General features: G+C 47.0%; 14 protein-coding genes. 5 read left to right on the top strand and 9 right to left on the bottom strand.

Annotation, left to right across the window (positions count from 1 at the left end; genetic code table 11):
* Positions 1–149: 149 nt before the first annotated feature.
* From gmtX to ASG24_RS10325, 6 genes are all read right to left on the bottom strand, one after another.
* Positions 150–827: a gamma-mobile-trio protein GmtX gene (gmtX, locus tag ASG24_RS10350; RefSeq protein ID WP_055871061.1), complete on the bottom strand. Its 678-nt coding sequence runs from the start codon at positions 825–827 to the stop codon at positions 150–152.
* On the bottom strand, positions 802–4059 hold the full coding sequence (locus tag ASG24_RS10345) for a VPA1269 family protein (protein ID WP_055871058.1): 3258 nt from the start codon (positions 4057–4059) through the stop codon (positions 802–804). Before ASG24_RS10345 ends, gmtX begins: the two co-directional genes overlap by 26 nt.
* Positions 4060–5445, bottom strand: coding sequence for a gamma-mobile-trio recombinase GmtY (gmtY, locus tag ASG24_RS10340; RefSeq protein WP_055871054.1), 1386 nt, complete (start codon positions 5443–5445; stop codon positions 4060–4062).
* 108 nt (positions 5446–5553) lie between these two features.
* A complete protein-coding gene (locus ASG24_RS10335; protein ID WP_055871051.1) occupies positions 5554–5823 on the bottom strand; it encodes a hypothetical protein in 270 nt (89 codons plus the stop codon).
* Between the two features lie 183 nt (positions 5824–6006).
* Positions 6007–8565, bottom strand: a complete 2559-nt coding sequence (locus tag ASG24_RS10330) for a glycosyltransferase (RefSeq protein WP_055871048.1) — start codon at positions 8563–8565, stop codon at positions 6007–6009.
* 32 nt (positions 8566–8597) lie between these two features.
* On the bottom strand, positions 8598–10205 hold the full coding sequence (locus ASG24_RS10325; RefSeq protein ID WP_235562394.1) for a hypothetical protein: 1608 nt from the start codon (positions 10203–10205) through the stop codon (positions 8598–8600).
* Positions 10206–10458: 253 nt separating this feature from the next.
* Between ASG24_RS10325 and ASG24_RS10320 the strand changes: the two genes are divergently transcribed.
* Both ASG24_RS10320 and lpdA read left to right on the top strand, forming a co-directional pair.
* Entirely contained in the window at positions 10459–10884 is a 426-nt protein-coding gene (locus ASG24_RS10320) for a hypothetical protein (RefSeq protein WP_235562393.1), read from the top strand.
* A 75-nt stretch (positions 10885–10959) separates the two neighbouring features.
* Positions 10960–12738, top strand: a complete 1779-nt coding sequence (gene lpdA, locus ASG24_RS10315) for a dihydrolipoyl dehydrogenase (protein ID WP_055871038.1) — start codon at positions 10960–10962, stop codon at positions 12736–12738.
* A gap of 65 nt (positions 12739–12803) precedes the next feature.
* On the opposite strand, the gene ASG24_RS10310 is transcribed toward lpdA, so the two are convergent.
* The 3 genes from ASG24_RS10310 to ASG24_RS10300 are packed head-to-tail and all read right to left on the bottom strand — an operon-like array spanning position 12804 to position 15357.
* A complete protein-coding gene (locus ASG24_RS10310; protein ID WP_055871035.1) occupies positions 12804–13574 on the bottom strand; it encodes an SPOR domain-containing protein in 771 nt (256 codons plus the stop codon).
* Between the two features lie 2 nt (positions 13575–13576).
* The gene (locus tag ASG24_RS10305) at positions 13577–14371 is read right to left on the bottom strand and encodes a type III pantothenate kinase (RefSeq protein WP_055871032.1); all 795 of its coding nucleotides are present in this window, start codon (positions 14369–14371) and stop codon (positions 13577–13579) included.
* Entirely contained in the window at positions 14368–15357 is a 990-nt protein-coding gene (locus ASG24_RS10300; protein ID WP_055871029.1) for a biotin--[acetyl-CoA-carboxylase] ligase, read from the bottom strand. The genes ASG24_RS10305 and ASG24_RS10300 overlap by 4 nt, the downstream gene beginning before the upstream one ends.
* A 168-nt stretch (positions 15358–15525) precedes the next feature.
* On the opposite strand from ASG24_RS10300, the gene ASG24_RS10295 reads away from it, so the two are divergent.
* From ASG24_RS10295 to ASG24_RS10285, 3 genes are all read left to right on the top strand, one after another.
* On the top strand, positions 15526–17304 hold the full coding sequence (locus ASG24_RS10295) for a glutamine--tRNA ligase/YqeY domain fusion protein (protein WP_055871026.1): 1779 nt from the start codon (positions 15526–15528) through the stop codon (positions 17302–17304).
* 13 nt (positions 17305–17317) lie between these two features.
* A complete protein-coding gene (locus ASG24_RS10290; protein WP_055871023.1) occupies positions 17318–17872 on the top strand; it encodes a flavin reductase family protein in 555 nt (184 codons plus the stop codon).
* Between the two features lie 335 nt (positions 17873–18207).
* Positions 18208–20448 carry an HAD-IIB family hydrolase gene (locus ASG24_RS10285; RefSeq protein ID WP_082488074.1) on the top strand — a complete coding sequence of 747 codons (2241 nt, stop codon included), beginning with the start codon at positions 18208–18210 and terminating at the stop codon, positions 20446–20448.
* Position 20449 lies beyond the last annotated feature (1 nt).

Below are 20449 nucleotides of genomic sequence, written 5' to 3'. Positions count from 1 at the left end.
GCCAACCTAGCTATTACTTGAATCTGGAATAGATATAATTGGTTGGAGTCTGTTACTATCATAAAAATGCATTAACCGACTTGGGGTTGATGAGTAAATTCTGAAACAGAAGCTCAAGAAATTTCAGAATGTGACAACTCAAATTCAACTTAATTTTGCTTCAGGATGTTCCTAATTGCGGTAGCGAAACCCGGTTTAAAAATAAATCGACCTTTGTCATCCATAATCTCACCTGTATGCCCAAGACTCCATTTTCGTAGTTCCAAGTTTTTTGGGTCAACCGCCTCGGCAAGTGCAATTCGTTCACTTTCCGTTAACTGGGCTGCCGTTTCTATCACAGCTACGTTTGCCGCTCCTTTAACAATCTCTGCTCCTAAAGGTCGCATATCCACTACGACTTGGGTTTGTGACTTCAATAAATTTAATTCAGCTTTGAGTTTATCGCGTTCAATAAGCGCAATTTGACATAAACTGCGGACTGATGGATCTTCAATCTTTTCCAAAAAAGCATATTTTTTATCGTCTTTCGAATTAATCTTTGTACTTTGCTTCACCTTCTTTGGGCCGTTGTAAGACTCCCATGCACTAATCAACACAACATAATCGCTTGATTGAGCGTTGTATATAGTTCGAGCTTTGAAAAGTCCGTGACTATCAGCAAGCTTTGAAATATTAGCTAAACTTAAATCTCGAGCTCCCTGACTGTGTCGATTGTATTCAAATGCACATAATTCGTGCAACTTACGCAACTTTTGCTCTTTATCGCGACGATTTCCCTTCGCAATTAAAGCTTCCAATACGCTATCTGGATGCTGGGTACTGTCCATCTTTTGGTATCTCCATTTTTTTTGCAACAATGCGAAGTGTGGGTTGGTTGCTGTCAATAATGTTTGCATTATGAATGACATTCTTTAGGCTAATTCCTAATGAGCGTTCCAAGCTCTCACCTCGGTCCATTATCTCAACAACCTTTCGGCGTCCAAGAAATGAACTCTCAGGATATGCATACCTCTCAAGTTCTCGCATAATTGCGTTCGATGCAGCTAATATCTCTTGTTCAGACATGCGGGCTAGAATCAATGGTTGGCCCTCACGTTCAAATGCCTGATCAAGCAATTGTGCATACTCGAAGATGGCCGTTCCAGCCTCAAGATCAGGAAACAGCTCAACCTCGGCACATACCCCAGCTAATACTAATAGTTCCGAATCTGTATCTTCCATGACAGATTGCAGAGAATTTAAATCTCCTTGTGCAGCTAGTGCTGTTGGGCCATCCGGATTTTCTGGAAGTGCCTTTATTCTTTCAATCATTTTAAAAATAGCAGTTACATCGAGTGCTAACTCTTGCATCTTATGCATCGCCAACTCATATTTTCGCTCAGCCGCACGCAAATCATTAGCTCTGGTGAACGGTTGCCCAAAAGACTCGATGGATGCTTTATCTTTTAGGATTAAATTACGTTCACGCTCCGCATTAATTGCTAATTCGCTTGCTTTGTGCAGATGATATTGTCGGTTATTAAATGTAGCTTGAAGCCCCAATGCATGCTGCTTGCCCGCACACTTCCACCGACAACGAGAACAATTTCGTATTCCGCCTGGGGCTGGACCATACAATGTTCTAGTTTCATCTATCAACGCCCCTCCATTATGGCACCCAGGATATCTAGAGTCTTTCCCGAGTGCCGCTGTGTTCCCTCCTGCCAAACAAATACCATCATGCATAGGTAGCCATCCAATAGGATTTCTATCCGCCGTGTTCAGTGGAAGAACATCCAAAACATCATTAGCATTAAAAACAACATGGTCACGGATTTGCTCAGCTGATCTCGTTTTCAAATCTCTTACCAATGTTTCGTCTTTAGTTGCGTCGAGTTTCGAAGCAGCCTCAACCAATGCGTCTTCAATCCGTTGCAAGCCCGGTTTTGTATAATAGAGAGTCATAATAAAACGAGCGTGTCCCACAATTTTCATCATTAGAATTGGGGGAACTCCACCATCTAAGATTAGATGTGTTATCAGACTTACTCGTAAGCCATGCAACGAGATTTGCGACCTCCCATTACTCATAAATATGATCTTACTAAAATCTGGATTTGTTTTGCCCTCAAGATCAAGTAATTGTTCATACCCAGCCATGATCACTTGCCAAGCTCTATCACATAGGAATGATGCAACTGGGAATTGCTTATTTTTCCCTTCTGATTCAGGTGTTCTAAATAGAAAAACCGCGTCAGGATAAGTGGAAGAAGCTATCTCTGACTTCCCCTTTAAACGTCTTGAAGAAGGGACGTCGCTCCATGAGATCGCCGATTCTACTGGATTGTATTTAGCCTGCCAGTCTCTAAGCTTCTCAATCCAATAATACGGATTATCCTGATAATCAGGGAAACTCGGCCATGGGCATTCCATTCCCTTATCTGGGCCAGTGTTTTTTGTATCTGCTGTTTTATTAGTATTGAAATACAAACACACCGAATTCTCCTCGGCTTGCCGTAATGCTCCCTGTCTTCTTGGTTTCCTCACGGTCCCTAAGGCTAAAGAACTTTGGTTGAGAACAAAAATACCATTCTTGTAAATGAATGTGTCGGCCTCACCACTATCCAACATCCTTATTTGTCCCATGCGGCCGGTCGTTTGTAATTTAATGAGACAAGCAACCCACCTAACTGGGCTCCACATCTCAAAAATTCCAACTCCATCTAATCTTGGCCGAAGTCTCCAAACACAATCTGGATCGGATTTATCAATTCGTTCCTCTGGGACCTCAAACCAATCCCTTCCGACAAATTCGCTAGAATCTGGATATAGGCCTGCCGTTTTTTGGGTCCATTTCCAATCTCCGAAATTAGGACCTTCTGCAATTCTTCTACGTAAATCGTGAATCATCCAGTAGGGCATGACTTTTTTTGTTGACTCAGCTGAACGAACCGCCCTGAATTCACCGCGACTTACTCGATTAAGTGGATTCCTGAACATTGGAAAAGTAGTAGGAAACCCTTCTTCTGTAACATCTGCGAATTCAGGTTGTACAAGCACCCAATCGAAAAAATCCATTAGTAAGTTATTTAAATTAGCTCCATGATCTGATTTAGGGCATACCACATCAAAATAATTAGGAATGAACTTTGCATTGGTTTTTAGAAAGAAGTCCGCTGGTTTTAGAAACAACGAGTGATCAATGACATATTCTAGAAATTTGTGAACTGTAACGCATGCAGTCAAGTAATTTCCAAGTACAATCTTCAACCATTGGACAGCATAAATTTGCCACTCAGCAAGCTGGGGATACCGTCTTAAAATTTTTGTGAGTTCACGATCATCCTCCATTGCTAGCTCGATCCGAGGCTCTACTAAACCCTGTTTTAACATAGCTTTATAAATTTGATTTACGATGCCTTCTGAGCAATCAAATTCAATACATACCTCCCTAGCAGAAAGACCTTGACTGTATAGTTGTGAAATGCCTAACAACTCAGTGTCAGTATATTTTCTACATTTAGGTCTTTTATCCGATAATACCCTTCTGAGTACGAACACAGGTATTTGGAAATTTTTTGAAATTTCTAAATACGTTTTCCCCAAACTTTTTTGTTCTTTGATTTGAACGATTATTTCTTCGTTGGGCAATTCTGCATCCGCCTTAATGATTTGAGATGCAGTTTGAGGATGAATGCCCAAATCTCTTGCAACATGTGCTGCAATTTCTCCACTCTTTACCCTGCTCAAAAGTTCCTCTTTGACATTTTCGGGTACGGATGGAATTTTTTTTCCAGGTACTGGGATTAGGGCTCTTAACCAAGTCTTACTAACACCAAGGGATTTGCTTATCTGAACTCTTGAAAATCCTTTTTCTATCAATTCAAGGGCTTTTGCCTTGACCGAATCAGGATCTTGTTTAACTTTTAGTTTTGTATGTTTATAAATAATATGTCGTGAGATATTTAGTGCTCTACTAATGGCAGCTTTAGTTTCACCATTCGCTTCCCGAATTTTAATTTCTGCAATTTCCTCCCTTGATAAATTTACTCTTCCTTTTCGATTCAGAGTATTAACCATTCAAAAGCCCTCCGGAAGAACTAAACTTCTGGAATGTGTCGGTGCGTTTGAATGCTGGGCGAGTTTTTCTGAGCCAATTAAAATTGCGTTTGTTATCTCTTTAATCTCTGGTTGTGTATAGACCAATTGACTGTCGGGAGAAAAATGGTGCATCAGGCGTTGAATGATGATTTCATTCATTTGTGCACTTTTCGCTCTTTGACCATAAGCATGACGAGGACCATGGGCGGTAGTACCGTATATTTTTCCGAATGTCAGCCCAACTCGCTCGACGGCTGCCTGAAGTGCTTTTTGATATTGGCTAATAGTGTAAATCCCACCGATTGGCTCTCTGTCTAAATTGACCCAAGCAAAAGGGTGAGATCTATCTATTAATGCCACTTGCTCCAGGTAGCGTTGCCAAAGTTGATAAAATAATCGACCATAAAACTCCTTTGGAAACCAGTAAACTTGCATATACCAGCGTTCATCAAGGGCTGGGTTTTTCCAACCGGCGTGCAATTTGCCTCGAATTAGATTTCGTGGAGTTAATCCGAAAACTGAAGACAAATACTCTGCTCTAGAGCCTCGACGACCAGATTGATTTTTCCAATTGTTTGGGGCTAGACCCATAGATGGATGATGTACAGCAACAAATGGAATTGTTGGATCATCCCAATGAGGATTTACATCTGCCAAGTACATATGAAACGGTTCGGAAACACGCAAACCTCCCCCTAATAACAAGCAGGTAATTGCCATCCCACGATAGTCAAACTTTCCGGCAACTTTGAAACCTTTGAAGAGAAGCTCTTCAATTTTGTTTTCCGGAAAAGCAGGGGGACGCTTGGGAAGTACTTTAGGGGATTTCTCTCCGCGAATTGCCCTTCCAGTTCGCGGAGACTCTGCGCTCCAAACGTGACCTAAAAATGCTTTATCTCGCCTGAAAAGGTAAGCTTGACGATCTATAAGCTGATCGTAAGTACTTCCAGAATACTGCGGGTTAAATTTGGTTGCACGAGGATAGTCATTCCTGCCTAACCAATCAAAAAAATCTGACAACATAGTAATGATTACTTTAACTTCATTTACTCCAAATGCAGGCCAATATAATTGACTGGGATCCTCCTTAGTATTTTTATCTATCGTTCCAAATCGAAGGGCATTTGAAAAGTTGCGAAATTGTTTCCACTCCTCTTCATCAACGCTAGCATTTGATTCGGAATACTCTAGAAATATTTTAACTGCCCTAAGAAGTTTATTTTGCCAACTGATGCTTCGTCGAACAGTCAGGCAATAATCAATTAGGGGAAGTAAAGGTCCTCCTTGAGAAAGGAGTACTGGCATCATCATAGAAGTGCCAGTGTCATCAGTTATAACTTTTCCGTTAACAATCACGAATGGCATTACCAGCCCCTAATTTACATATTTCCAATTCATAATATGTCAAATAAGGGGTAATAACAATTTACTGATATCCAAAAACTTTAAATTATTCTGGAGTTTTGCATGAATTTAGACAAGAATGTCGAAAACTATGTACCAATTATTGGGGGTAATAACACGGTAAGGATTCAGGGTGCGGTCAAAAGGTAAGTCTGGCGATTGAATGTAGTTAATGACTGACTTGGCCGCGTCCAGCATCACTTCAGTGCGTAACGGTGGCGGCTCTTCATCCAGGCTGCCCCAGCCATCATCGAGCGATTCGCGGGTGTGCGGGTCAAAGCGGCTAACCTGGTTACTGCTCGCCGCGCGGCCTTTGTAGATAAGCGGTTTTTCATTCATCAAACATCATCCTGAAAAAAGGCCTCTGACAAAATGCTATTCGTTGTTGTTTTTAACCTGCCAAAACCTTAAGTTAAATAGAACGTTAATCGATTCTAGAATCGATTAACGTTAATTCTGAAGTCACGCATGTTTCTGAATTAATCAGCGTTTGACTGCAACTGCTAGCGTGCTTCGGTATTCCTAACGCTTTTCTGAAATCCACTGACAAGCGACCGCACTCCAGTAAGGTAACGATTGCAATGCCAGCATGGAAACCCATAATTGGGCATCCAGATTACTGAATCCACGTGCGTACAACATGGCTGAACCGCTTAAAACCAGCAGGATAAGGATCAGTAATTCTTCTTTAATTGGATCAATCAATTGCCAGTTGCTGAGTTTACCCTTGGTTTTGTTGGTAACCACGAACACGCCTGCTTTGTGAGTGAGGCCACCGATAATCCCCCTGGCAATGGCATGAGATAAACCGAGGCTGGCCAGTGAAGCACCAAAAATATCGGTCCAGCTGCAATGCATGGTTTTACGGTAAAGCACCGGCCCCAGAATTGCCTTGATGGCCAGGAAACACAGGATAGGCACAATCATGACGACTACCGGCAGACTGAAGTGTTTCGGGAATACCAGCATGGCAACCGTCCATAACACGGAACCAAGGGTAAATATCAGCTGCAACGCTTCACCAAACCATCCAAACCAGCCGGTGAGGAAGTGATAGCGCTGGCTGAAATCCAGGGTTGATTTACCCAGCAACTTGGGCATATGGTGCTTGAGGATCTGCATGGCGCCGAAAGCCCAGCGGTTGCGCTGTGACTTGAGTGCCTTGAAGTTAGCAGGCGTCAGGCCACGGCCAAACGTCTCATCGATATAGCGCAACTCCATTTTGTTTTCGAGCAAACGCAAACCGAGTTCGGTATCTTCACAAATACACCATTCAGACCAGCCGCCAAGCGTTTGCAATGATTCACGGCGGATCAGCGTCATCGTACCGTGCTGGATCAGCGCATTACGCTCATGGCGGTGATGCATGCCGATACGGAAAAAGCCTTCGAACTCCCAGTTACACATGCGGTGGAAGAACTGGTTTTCCCATTCACGGTGCGCCTGCGGTGCCTGCACTACAGCAACTTGTGTCTCGCGGAAATGCGGTACCAGGTCAGACAACCAGTCAGTGGTTACCACATAATCTGCATCGACTACGCCGACAACCTGGGCATCCGGATGTGTTTTATCCAATGCGAAATTCAGGGCACCGGCTTTAAAGCCTGGCCACGAGGGTAAATGGTAAAAATGGAAGTTGTCCGGCAGGTTTGCCATATACGCTTCAATTGGCTTCCACTTGGCTTCGTCTTTGGTATTGTTATCAACCACAATCACTTCATATTGTGTGTAATGCAAGTTGCGCAGACTTTCGATGGTGGCAATCACCATATCCGGCGGTTCGTTATAGCAGGCCAAATGGATAGAAACGAACAGCTCTTCATCCGCTGGCAAAGGCGTGGCGCGTTTGAACAGGCGCCGCCATTGCGGTTTGAACATCACTTCACTAAACTCTGCGGCATAAATCATCAGCACCATCGAAGTAAGCGCAATGGCAAGAATCAAGCCAATAAGCACCACAAAATCGCGCAGGGTATAGTAGTAATCACCCGGCAGGTTCCACGCGATGGTCAGCGTGGTGATACACGCCTGGAACAATATCGCCATCGACAATACACCACCAATGCCCCAGTGCTTGAAGCGCCAGGCGATAAACATCATTGGAATAAATGCCAGCACGGTTGACCAGGTTGCCTTGGCAATCCAGCGCGTGTTTGGCGGGACTGCGCCTTGTAAGGAATATTTTTGATGGCGGTCAGCGTTATACATGCCCCAATAGGCACCCGCCCACCCTTCAAGCGCCACTTTCCATGGCTGGTCGAAAGCTTCCATCAGATAAAAATCGAGGTCTTCAATCGAATTACGTGCCAGGAATTCACGGATAAAGCGCGCCTGATTCACCTCGCTGGCAACAGAAGCACCGATAGAAGGCCCACGGCTAGGCCAGCCCACCTCGGTGATCACGATTTTCTTACGTGGGAAAGCCGCCATCAACTGGTTATAACGCTCGATGGTGTATTGCACAGCACCTTCAACGGGGACGCCTTCGTGGTAGGGCAGCAAATGCACTGCAATATAATCCACGTGTTTAACCAGTTCCGGGTGTTTGAGCCATACGTGCCAAGGCTCAGCGGTTGAGACAGGGACCGTACTGTGTTCCCTGACAAAATCCAGGTATTTGATCAATGCTTCCGTAGGTAAATCATTACGCAGTAAAGACTCGTTACCGACAATCACACGATCAATATTGCTGTAGTTTTCGATCTTCTCCAGTAATGCTGATACTTCACGCGTGTTTTTAGCACCATCGGTATCAATCCAGGCCCCGGCAATGACCTTCATATTCCGTCTGGAAGCGAGTGGAATCGTCTCATTCAAATCGAGCGAAGAATACATACGAATATGTTTCGTATGTTTTGACATCAGGTCCAGATCTTCTGCCAGTTCGGCAGTGTTCGGATGTTGCCCATCCAGTGGACTCTGATTGCCTCGGTAGCCACTGTAGGCGAAGCCATTGACAGCGGGCTTGACATTGATCAGTGGTAACGCGCGGTTAGTCAGCGCCCAAAGCCCAAAGTGCAATGCAGAAAACAGAATGGCAAATACCAGGCCAGGAACCAGTTTTTTAAACCAAGACACCATCACTTATTACACCTTCTTAAACAATTTGTTCTTTAAACGGATCTAGCGCAGTCGGCTTTGTGGCCCAGCTGCATGCTTTTGGCCGGTAATACAAACAAGGCCAGACCGCACACGGCACTCCACCACCAGGCGGTGAGGTTACCGGGCTCCATCATCGCCACAGCCACAGACAGATTTGCTGCGAGCAGTACCATCACCACGGTGAACCAGATACCAGTCTGGCGCCCAGGTACAAAAGTCGTATCAGGTTCTTCTACAGTGAGCAGCGAGATCAGCAAGGCTATCAAAGGTAACCATGACAGAATTAACGGGAAATCAAGATAGCGTCCATTAAAAGCCAATCCGGCACTGGTCACAAACAAGCCTATCGCAAATAGCCGTAACAGGCATTGCTCAATACATGACTTTGGGGTTAAGCCTAACCAATGACGCAGTTGCAGTAACACTAACGCCCAGCCCAGCAGTACAAACCCGCCCAAAGCAGCAAACTCTAATGTGTTGCGTGCGGCCAGTTGCACATAATCGACTTGTAAAAAACCGTGCAGGCCTAAACCGGCAGCCACCACGCCTAACAAGGTTTTCTGGCTATTCGGCAATTGTTTGTGAAATCCCCAACCTACAGCACCGGCCGCTAAAACCAGGGCGATGATATAAGGCACCCAGCCATCAGAGCGTTCTGATACTGGACCTTGCAAATTGAATTTTGGTTGCAACTGGTCATTAAAAATACCCCAGAAACCACCTACCGTACCTTCCAGTTCGCGCTTCCAGGGTTGATCCATGGCTTCAATAATATTGTATTGCCAACCGGTTTGTTTGGCGGCGTGCAAAAATCCGCGTACGTACAGCACCTGGTTTACCACACTCGGTTTGGCACGGAAACGTTGACGCCCTTGTGAAGGCCAACCAGTTTCGCCGATCAATAACGGTTTTTTGAACACAGTGCCTAAATGCCCCATCACCGATGCAGTATGCGCAACCGCCTGGTCAATCGCCACCGGTTTATCTTCCCAGTAAGGCAGGATATGTACTGTCACGAAATCGACTTCTTGTTCTAGTGTCGGATACTTCAACCAGAACTCCCATACATCCGCATAGGTTAAAGGCACTTTGGTACGCTGTTTTGCCCATTGCAGGTATTCATGCATCTTGGCTTCAGTCTGCTCACCACGCAATAACACCTCGTTACCGACCACCAGACCACGCACCGTGTCAGGGTATTGATTTGCCTGTTGCACTGCCAGCTCAAGCTCTTTCATATTGTCGGCATCAATCCAGCCAACCCAGGCGCCAAGAATCACCTGCATCCCAAACTTCTGCGCGGCCTTGGGCACATAATCCAGCCCTTGGGAAACGGAATAAGTACGCACACATTGGGTGACTTTTGACAACGCTTGCAGATCTTGTTCAATCTGCACCGGATCGACAAAGGTACCTTTGAGCGTAGGGTTCATGCCAGGCTTGTAATAAGGTGCATACGAAACACATTGCAACGGCAGAACGTCTGAAGGCACTTCGATCAATGGCTGTGGTTGTTGCAGGCGCCATATATAGATAAGTGTTCCAATCAGAAACAGGCTTGTCCAAAATAACGCTGGAATACGGAAAAACGAACGTTGCACCATAGTGGATTCTGACAATTAATTCTTGAGAAAGAGCCTGTATTCTCTCACAAATATCCCGAGCATGCGCCTTACACGCGATTAAGCGATCACCCGGGATTGGCAAAAGAGACTTGGTAATTTGGGCAATTGGAATTATGATGAAACGATATTCAAAAAGTATGGTTTAAACTGCATACTTTTAAACACTTTCTCGCCAAATAATTATCTCAGAAGTCATATGAACGTTAAATCCTGTTTGACAGCACTTTGTTTGCTATCCGCTTTTTCAATGCCTGCTTCGGCGGCCCTTGCCCCGACAATCGATTACAGTGGTGAATACCTTTGCAAAGGTAACAACATCACTGTCGGCGATTATGAAGTGACCATCTACCTGAAAAAGAACCGGCGCAACAGCACTTCACAAATCGCAGTGTATGATCTGGCCACTCATACCGAAAACAAACAAAGCTACACCGGGCAAGCGATTACTCGCAATAAACAACTTGCCATGACATTTAAACTGTCTGATGCGAAGTTTGCAGAATTCTCTACCGGCCTTGGCCAATTCACCAAAGCAGGCAAGCTCTGGTCATTCAAGAATGACTATTATGAGCCTGATGATACCGGCGGTAATTACGGTCATGAAATCTGCACGCAAAAACCACTCCTGCTTTCAGCACCTGCGAATGGGAAAATTCCGGTGACTAACCGTTAAGCCAGCAGAACACGCTAAAACTGATATCTTTTTTTGGTGTTAAAATAGCAGAATTCTTTTGAACGTAAGGTTTTCATGAGTCAAATGGTTGAAGTAGTGGTGCCGGATATCGGCAATTTTGACAGCGTCGATGTCATCGAAGTGTTAGTTGCGGTCGGCGACACCATCGCTAAAGAAGATTCACTGGTCACAGTTGAGTCTGACAAAGCTTCCATGGATATTCCCTCATCCCACGCGGGTGTTGTCAAGGAACTGAAAATTGCGGTTGGCGATAAAGTCGCCAAAGGCAGCCTGATTTTGTTAGTAGAAACTGCCGCTGAGGCTGCAGCAGAAACAAAACCGGCAGCCCCTGCACCGGTATCAGCTCCTGCAACTGCTCCAGCGGCAACTGAAAACAAGACGCCTGCTCCACAACCTGCCGTTGTTACTGGCAATCATGATGTTACCTGCCAGGTGATGGTACTTGGCTCAGGCCCAGGCGGCTATACAGCCGCTTTCCGCGCGGCCGACCTTGGAATAAATGTGGTGCTGGTTGAGCGTTATCCAACCTTGGGCGGCGTATGTCTCAATGTAGGATGTATCCCTTCCAAAGCATTGCTTCACACCGCTAAAGTCATCACCGAAGCGGAAGAAACAGAACACCACGGCCTGAGCTTCGGCAAACCGAATATTGACTTGGACAAGCTGCGTGACTGGAAATCCAATGACGTGGTTAACAAACTGACCGGCGGCTTGGCACAAATGGCAAAAGCGCGCGGCGTGACTGTCATTACCGGCTTGGGTAAATTTACCAGCCCTAACCAGATTGCAGTGACTGCGGAAGATGGCAAAGTGACACTGGTCGGTTTTGAAAACGCCATTATCGCCGCAGGCTCACAAGCAACTAAATTCCCTGGCGCGCCGGATGACGAACGTATTATGGATTCCACTGGCGCATTGGCACTGGCAGATATTCCAGGCCGGATGCTGGTAGTTGGCGGTGGCATTATCGGCCTCGAAATGGGCACTGTTTATGACGCGCTCGGCACCAAAGTCAGCATCGTTGAATTTATGGATGGCCTGATTCCTGGCGCTGACCGAGACTTGATCCGTCCATTACAGAAGCGTATGGAAAAACGCTTTGAAAGTATTATGGTATCGACCAAGGTCTCAAAACTTGAGGCCAAAGCCGATGGCATTTATGTAGACTTCGAAGGCGCCAACGCCCCTAAAGAAACCCAGAAATATGACCGCGTGCTGGTATCTATCGGCCGCCGTCCAAATGGTAAAAATATAGGCGCTGAACATGCAGGCGTTGCAGTCGATGAGCGTGGCTTTATCGCTGTGGACAAACAAATGCGTACCAATGTACCCCATATTTTTGCCATTGGCGATATCGTTGGTCAACCTATGCTCGCCCACAAGGCAACGCATGAAGCGAAAGTGGCGGCCGAAGTCATTGCCGGCCACAAAGTTGAATTTGTTGCCAGCGTGATTCCATCCGTCGCTTACACCGACCCGGAAATCGCCTGGGTCGGATTGACCGAGACCGACGCCAAAGCCAAAGGCATAGAATACGAAAAAGCCAGTTTCCCATGGGCGGCCAGTGGCCGTGCTTTATCCATTGCACGTACCGAAGGCGCAACCAAGCTGATCTTTGATAAAGACACACATCGTGTGATTGGCGCCGGCATTGTCGGTATCAATGCGGGGGAATTATTGGCTGAAGCAGTGCTGGCGATTGAGATGGGAGCTGATGCGCATGATTTGGGTTTAACCATTCACGCACACCCTACCTTATCTGAAACCGTATGTTTTGCTGCTGAGCTTAAAGAAGGCACAATTACGGATATGTTACCGCCTAAAAAGCGTTAACAGTTCAAGTTTTCACACAACAAAAAGCCCGCGAATGCGGGCTTTTTGTTGAATCCGTTAAAGAATTACTGACAAGGTATTTCCTTCAATACGGCATCCGGGAACTGCGATTGTGATTTCTGCAAACTGGAAAATTGCTGGGCATTCACATGTTGCAGTTTAATAGCGGCCTGTCCTTGCCCGCCATTGCGAGTAGATTTGATCAGCAACCTCACACCTTTGGCTTTCAGGTCTTCCATCAATTTGTCAGCCAGTTTCTCATCGCGGAACACGCCGAAAGAAATGGCGTTACGCCATTTCGGGTCATCCTGAACGATAAAGAAGTCTTCCACGCCCAGTTTACGTAGCTCATCCGCTTTAGTTTGCGCCGCTTCGGCGGTAGCCATTGGTGGCTTATAAATCCAGTAGCGGATATTTTCAGGACCGTATACCGTCTGGCCGACCTGGGTTTTGATATTTAACTGTTGCGCCAGATTAACGGCTTCGTTGACTCTCGCCGTATTAAAGCTGCTCCATTCATAACAGACGCCTGGAGCTGCGGGGCGTGTTTCGGCTGTTTTGACCGGATCTTTTTTATCAGCAACTTTGGATTCAGTTACAGGTGCAGCGGGAGTGCCGGCTTCAGTAGGTGGGGGGCTGGCAACCAATGAAGTGTCTTGCGCTGGCGCAACCGTGCGCTTCGGGTAAGATTCCAGCGCGCTGGCGCTTAGCAGCTTGATTTGTTCGGGATGAACCTCAGGCTTTAGGCTACTCACTGCAGGTGACAAGGCATCGCGCTTGAAATAGGCAAACACGACCAGATTTAGCACCAGCAGTATCCAGAATAGTCTTTTCATTGTTATGTACTTTCAGCCAAACAGGCCAGCCCCTTTAATACGAGATTATCCACAATAATGGCATTCAATGACAATGCATCTGGTAAATATCTCTGCAAGATCACCGCATCGCCACCACTTAATACCAATGCGGGCTGACGCCCGTCGGTCATGGATTGCAACTCTATAAACTGGCTGGTCATCGGCGCAATCAATGCCTGCACGCAACCGGCCCACATTGCCTGCTGGCTATTGCGGGCGAAGCCATTCGCTAGCGCGGTATTGTGCGGATATTCATAATCCAGCTGCGCAGTGCCTTGCTGTAAACTTTGCCACATCAGATTTAATCCCGGCTGTATGCTGCCTCCTGCAAAAGTGGCAGTGCGTTCTTCAGCATCAGGTTGGATAACCAGGGCATCCATCGTCATTGCCGTGCCTGCAGTGACCACCAGTGCATCCTGTTTATGCAATCGCCAAACAGCCAGCAAACTGCACCAGCGGTCGCTGCCTAATTGCGCCGGCATACCGTAACTGTTATTTAAACCCAATGCGCCCGGTGACGCTTTGATCAGCGTGACTTTTTCTTTCACCGCATCCAGTGACTGCTGCCATTCAGCACCAGCCACATTGCTTACCCAAACCTCATCCGCTTGCACAATGGCCGCATGCAACGCCTGGCTATCCGCACATCTGCTGTCATTCAGCCATTGCTGATTTTCAAGCGCGAACATCTGCAAGTGCATATCCAGCGCCCATGGCCTGTCGGGAAACCATGCCCATTTGGTACGCGTGTTACCCGCATCAATCAATAGTTTCATGCGGCACTCCTTACACTAATCTCGCCAGCATTGAAACGTTGGCGCCCATGCGCAGTTTCCACCAGCAGACTACCCTCTTCCGCCACACCGATCACTTGTCCCGCCACCACTTGGCCATTCGCCATTAAGAGATTGACCGCCTGCTGATGGAAAGCGTGATGCGCCATCCACGATTCCTGGAAATAGATAAAACCATGCTCGGCAAACTGGTTCAAATGTAACGCCAGTGCTGCGAGGCAACGGCCTAGCAACTCATTCGCATTTAAGGCTTGACCGGATAATTGATTCAGGCCCAGCACTGGCTGCTCAATCTGCTGGCGCATGGCCTGCTCAATTTCCAGATTCAGTCCTATGCCAATCACCGCCGCGCTCGGGCCTTCCATATCCCCTTGCAGCTCAATCAGGATGCCACCTAACTTATGCCATTGCCCCTGATACATCACCACCAGATCATTGGGCCATTTCAGTTGCACCTCGGTCAAGCCGATTTCATGCAAGGCTCGCAAGAGTGCCAAGCCTATTATCAGGCTTAAGCCAGAAAGCCCGGCCGCGCCACATTGAAAACGCCACAACAATGAAAAGGTCAGGCTACCGCCTAACTGGGATAACCATGTACGACCGCGACGGCCGCGACCGGCTGTTTGAATTTGCGCCACGGCGCAAGTGCCATGGGCAACACCACGCGCACTCTCTTGCATCAGATAACGATTGGTCGAATCAACCTGCGCCAGCACCTGCAAGTGGAACCAGGGTGCATACTCGCCACAGGCTTGCAGAATAGCATCCGCATCCAGTACCGTGACCGGTTTAGGCAAACGATAGCCGCGGCCACGCACTGAAAATACGGTAATTCCCAGGGTCTGTGCAGCCTGGATGGCGTTATAAACCGTGGCACGCGTGACCCCAAACTGCCGTGCCAGAGCCTCACCGGAGTGAAACTTGCCGTCGGCCAACACCGCCAAAATCGGAAATGCCAGTTTGTTCATGGAATGATTGTTTAGCGAATCTTCAGGTGCGTTTATATTAGCCCGCAGTTTAGCATAATCGCCCCGCCAAGCCCGTAGCTTGAAGGCCGCGGCCATATGTATTAACCGTTTTGGGTCGCACGACGAACCGTGTAAAATAACCACACTTTAGAAACCTCAAGATTTGCCATGTCTACAGAAAAAGAACCCACCCCAGCCGCCTCCAACTTTATTCGCGCCATTATTGAAAAAGACCTGGCTGAACAGAAATATGCCAATAAACATTGGGCTGGCTCGCCAGGTGACGCTGCACACCAGTCCACCGGCCAGGTAGACTTCGCCAAGATCCGTACCCGCTTTCCGCCCGAGCCGAATGGCTACTTGCATATCGGTCACGCCAAATCCATTTTCCTCAATTTTGGCCTGGCACGTGATTACAACGGCGTCTGCCATTTGCGTTTTGACGACACCAACCCGGAAAAAGAAAGCCAAGAGTACGTAGACAGCATTTCAGACATGGTGCAATGGCTGGGTTTTGGCTGGAACAATAGCACCCCAAATGGTCCCGAAACCAATCTGTATTTTGCTTCAGATTATTTTGATGTCATGTACCAGGCCGCTGAAGCGCTTATCACACATGGTCACGCTTATGTAGATGAACAAACTGCTGAAGAAGTGCGTATTAACCGCGGCACATTGACTGAGCCGGGTAAAGACTCGCCTTTCCGCAATCGCAGTGTCGAGGACAATCTGCGTATTTTCCGCGAGATGCGTGATGGCAAACACACCGATGGCAGCATGTTGTTACGCGCCAAAATTGACATGGCGTCGCCTAACATCAATATGCGCGACCCGGCCATTTACCGTATTCGCCGCGCACATCATCACAATACCGGTGACCAATGGTGCATCTATCCGATGTATACCTTTGCCCACCCGATTGAGGATGCGCTGGAGCAGATCACCCATTCCATCTGTACGCTGGAATTTGAGGACCAACGCCCGTTCTATGACTGGTTAATGGCAAGATTGGTTGAAGCCGGTTTGCTGGCAAACCCGGTGCCTTACCAATATGAGTTTGCACGACTCAACCTGACCTACGTCGTGCTTTCCAAGCGCAAACTGATACAACTGGTAGAAGAAAAACACGTCAGCGGCTGGGATGACCCGCGCCTGCCAACCCTGGCCGGTGCGCGCCGCCGTGGTTACACGCCAGAAGGTTTTAAACTGTTTACTGACCGTATAGGTGTTTCCAAAGCAGATTCGTGGATTGATTACAGCATTCTTGAAGACTGCATGCGGGAAGTGCTCAACGAATCCGCACCACGTAAAATCGCAGTGCTCGACCCGATCAAACTGGTGATTGATAACTACCCTGAAAACCAGGATGAAGACTGTTACGCACCCAACCATCCACAAAAACCGGACTTGGGCAAACGCGTAGTCAAACTATCTAAAGAACTCTGGATCGAACGTGAAGACTTTATGGAAGAACCTGCCAAGGGCTACTTCCGCCTGTTCCCCGGTAACATGGTGCGCTTGCGTTACGGCTACGTAGTGAAATGCATTAGTTGTGAGAAAGACGCCGCTGGCAATGTCACCGTTGTCCATTGCGAATACCTGCCAGATACCAAATCGGGTACGCCAGGTTCAGACAGCGTCAAAGTTAAAGGCAATATTCACTGGGTCAGTGCAGCACATGCTTATGAGGCTGAAATCCGTCTTTACGACCGTCTGTTTAAAGACGCGCATCCGGGTAGCGGCGACAAAGACTTTCTGGATGACATTAATCCGGACTCAGTCAGATCAATCACCGCTCAATTAGAGCAAAGCGCTCAAGAAGCCAATGCAGGTGATATTTACCAGTTTGAACGCCATGGCTATTTTGTGGCTGACCGCAAAGACAGCGTGCCAGGCAAACCTGTGTTTAATAGAACGGTGACTTTGAAGGACACTTGGCAGAAATAAGCCAATAGCGATCATGCATCCAGTCGAGCTTACTAAAGCGTTCAGGTTACTAAATCATGGCCCAACAACCCTGATTACTTCGGCCCATGCGGGAAAACAAAATATCATGGCGGCCGCATGGGTGTGCGCTTTGGACTTTAACCCGCCCAAAGTCACCGTAGTGATTGATAGCAAAACCTACACCCGCGAGCTGATAGAAGCGGAAGGCACATTCGCGATTAACCTGCCTTGCGTAACACAAATCGAGATGGTGAAAAAAGTAGGTAGTATCAGCGGACGCGACTTTCCAGACTCCGACAAATTCAAGGAATACAACATCGACACATTCGCCGCACGGGAAATCAGTGCACCTTTGGTGAAAGATTGTGTGGCCTGGCTGGAGTGCAAAATCATCTCCGAGCCGCATAACCAGAACACTTACGATTTATTTATTGCTGAAGTGATTGCTGCGCATGCGGATGAACGCGTGTTTAGCGATGGTCACTGGCATTTTAATGGGCATGATGACTTGCGTACTATCCATCATGTTGCGGGCGGTGTATTTTTTGCCACCGGTCACGAATATTAATCAACTATGCTTACAAACTAATTTCCTTCAATGCCTTAACCGAAGCCCTGCGAATCACTCGCGGGGCTTTTTAATTTCAGACGATTCCTACAGACCAAACCTAAACTTCTGCGGTACGCTAATGTCAGTTTAAATGAACTATTAATTTTGCTGGTTAGTGACACGGGCTTTCTACTTGATAGCTTTGAAATCGGATGCTGCTGCATTCAAACAAGCAAATGTGTTGGCATTGCATCCCTCCTCCAAACCACTAGCCAGTAATAAGCATTTAGACAATCAGCCATTCCGCGAGCTGATTGTCGTCCAGGTTTTATAGAGTTAGCAGTAAGGAATGTATGCGTGCACAACCTCAACAAAAAAATGATCCTTTATATGTACTACTTATCAGCGTCCATGGCTTGATCCGTGGCGAGGATCTGGAGCTTGGTGTAGACGCGGATACCGGTGGCCAGTGTACTTATGTGCTAGACCTCGCCAATGCGTTGGCTGAACACCCACAAGTGGGCAAGGTGGATTTATTGACTCGCTTGATTGAAGACCCTGACGTGAGCGACGACTATGCGCAACCTGAGGAGAAAATCAGCGATAAAGCACGTATTATCCGCGTACCTTGCGGACCAAAACGGTATATGCGTAAAGAAGCGCTGTGGCCGCATCTGGACCAGATGGTAGATCGTTGCCTGCATTATTTACGCCAGCAAGGCCGCTTGCCTGATGTGATTCATTCACATTATGCCGATGCTGGCTATGTGGGTCGCCAGCTCTCGATGTTATTGGGGATTCCGCAAATTCATACCGGCCATTCGCTTGGCAAACCCAAACAGGAGCGTTTGCTTTCCAGTGGCCGCAAAGCGGAAAAAATCGAAAAGCAATTCAACTTTGAAAAACGTATTACTGAGGAAGAAGCCCTGGTGCAACATGCCTCGCTGATTGTGACGAGCACCCGGCAGGAAGTAGAGTTGCAATATGGCATGTATACTCGTCCGGACCCCAAACGTTTCCGCGTCATTCCGCCTGGCACTGATACCTCTAAATTTTTGCCACCGGGCAGACGTCCGATTGCCCCTCATGTTGAACAAAGCATTAACCGTTTTTTGGATAATCCTAAAAAGCCGATGATTCTGTGCATTTGCCGACCAGAGGTGCGCAAAAACATTAAGGGTTTAATCGCAGCTTACGGCAATAACCCGGCGTTGCAACGGCGTGCCAATCTGGTGCTGATTGCAGGTAGCAGGGAAAACATTCGTGATCTGGATAAATCGCAAGCGGCCGTGCTGACTGACTTGTTATTGGATATAGATACTTATGATTTATGGGGAAAAGTAGCGATTCCAAAAAACCATGCGCAGGAAGATGTCCCGGAAATCTATCGCATGGCAGCAAAAAGTCGTGGCGTTTTTATTAATGCGGCGTTTACCGAGCCATTTGGTTTAACGCTGCTTGAAGCAGCGGCTTGTGGCCTGCCCGTGATTGCACCGGATGATGGCGGTCCACGTGATATTTTAGGCAACTGCCATCACGGTTTGCTGGTAAATACCCTCGATAGCAATACGATAGGCGAAACTTTACTTTCTGCGCTGACTGATAAACCTCGCTGGAGTAAATGGTCCAAAAGTGGCGTGCTTAACGTAAAACGCCACTATACCTGGGCCGGACATGTCGATAAATACATTAAAGAAGTACGCAATCTATTACGCAAACAGCGCAAAAGTCTGCGCAGGAAACAGATTGCTGCCCATAACGGCAAATCCCAAATTCCATTAGCACAGTATGCTTTTATTACCGATATAGATAACACTTTATTGGGCAACCGTGAAGGGCATGAAGCGCTGGTAGCCTGGTTACGGGCTAACTCCGGCTATAACATATTCGGTATCGCGACTGGCAGGCCTCTGGAAAGCGCCATTGAAATTCTACGCAAAAACCGTATTCCGATTCCTGATGTATTAATCACTTCTGTAGGCTCGGAAATCCATTACGGTTTACGCAGCATCCCCGATGTAGGCTGGGCAAATCATATTCGTCATTTATGGCGTCGCGACTATTTACTGGAAGCGATGAAGAAGATACCCGGCATTAAATTGCAATCCGCTGAAAACCAGCGTGAATTCAAAATCTCTTATATTGTCGATGACAAAAAAATGCCATCGTTAGATGAAATTCATGCGCATTTACGCAAAGAGCATTTGCACGCGCAAGTCATTTATTCGCATGGTGAGTTTCTGGATTTATTGCCAATGCGTGCTTCAAAAGGTCATGCCATCCGCTATTTATCCTATAAATGGGGCATACCACTGGCTAACTTCCTGGTTTCGGGTGACTCCGGCAATGACATTGAAATGTTGATGGGCGATACCATGGCGGTGGTTGTTGGTAATCATAGTGAAGAACTCAATCACCTAAAGGGCGTTAACCGGATTTATTTTGCAGAGGCAAGCTATGCGCACGGCATTCTGGAAGGCATGCAACATTACAAGTTTGGTATGCCAGCGAATGGGAAGCACAAAGAGGAACACCCTATAAAACGGAAACCCACAACCAAGAAAACGTCCGATAACGTTGAAAAAGTGACTTAGG

Origin of the sequence: Methylophilus sp. Leaf414 (assembly GCF_001425425.1) — a bacterium.
Lineage (GTDB): Bacteria > Pseudomonadota > Gammaproteobacteria > Burkholderiales > Methylophilaceae > Methylophilus.
Note: the sequence above shows the minus strand (reverse complement) of the source record. Positions and strands in the feature narration are given on the sequence as shown.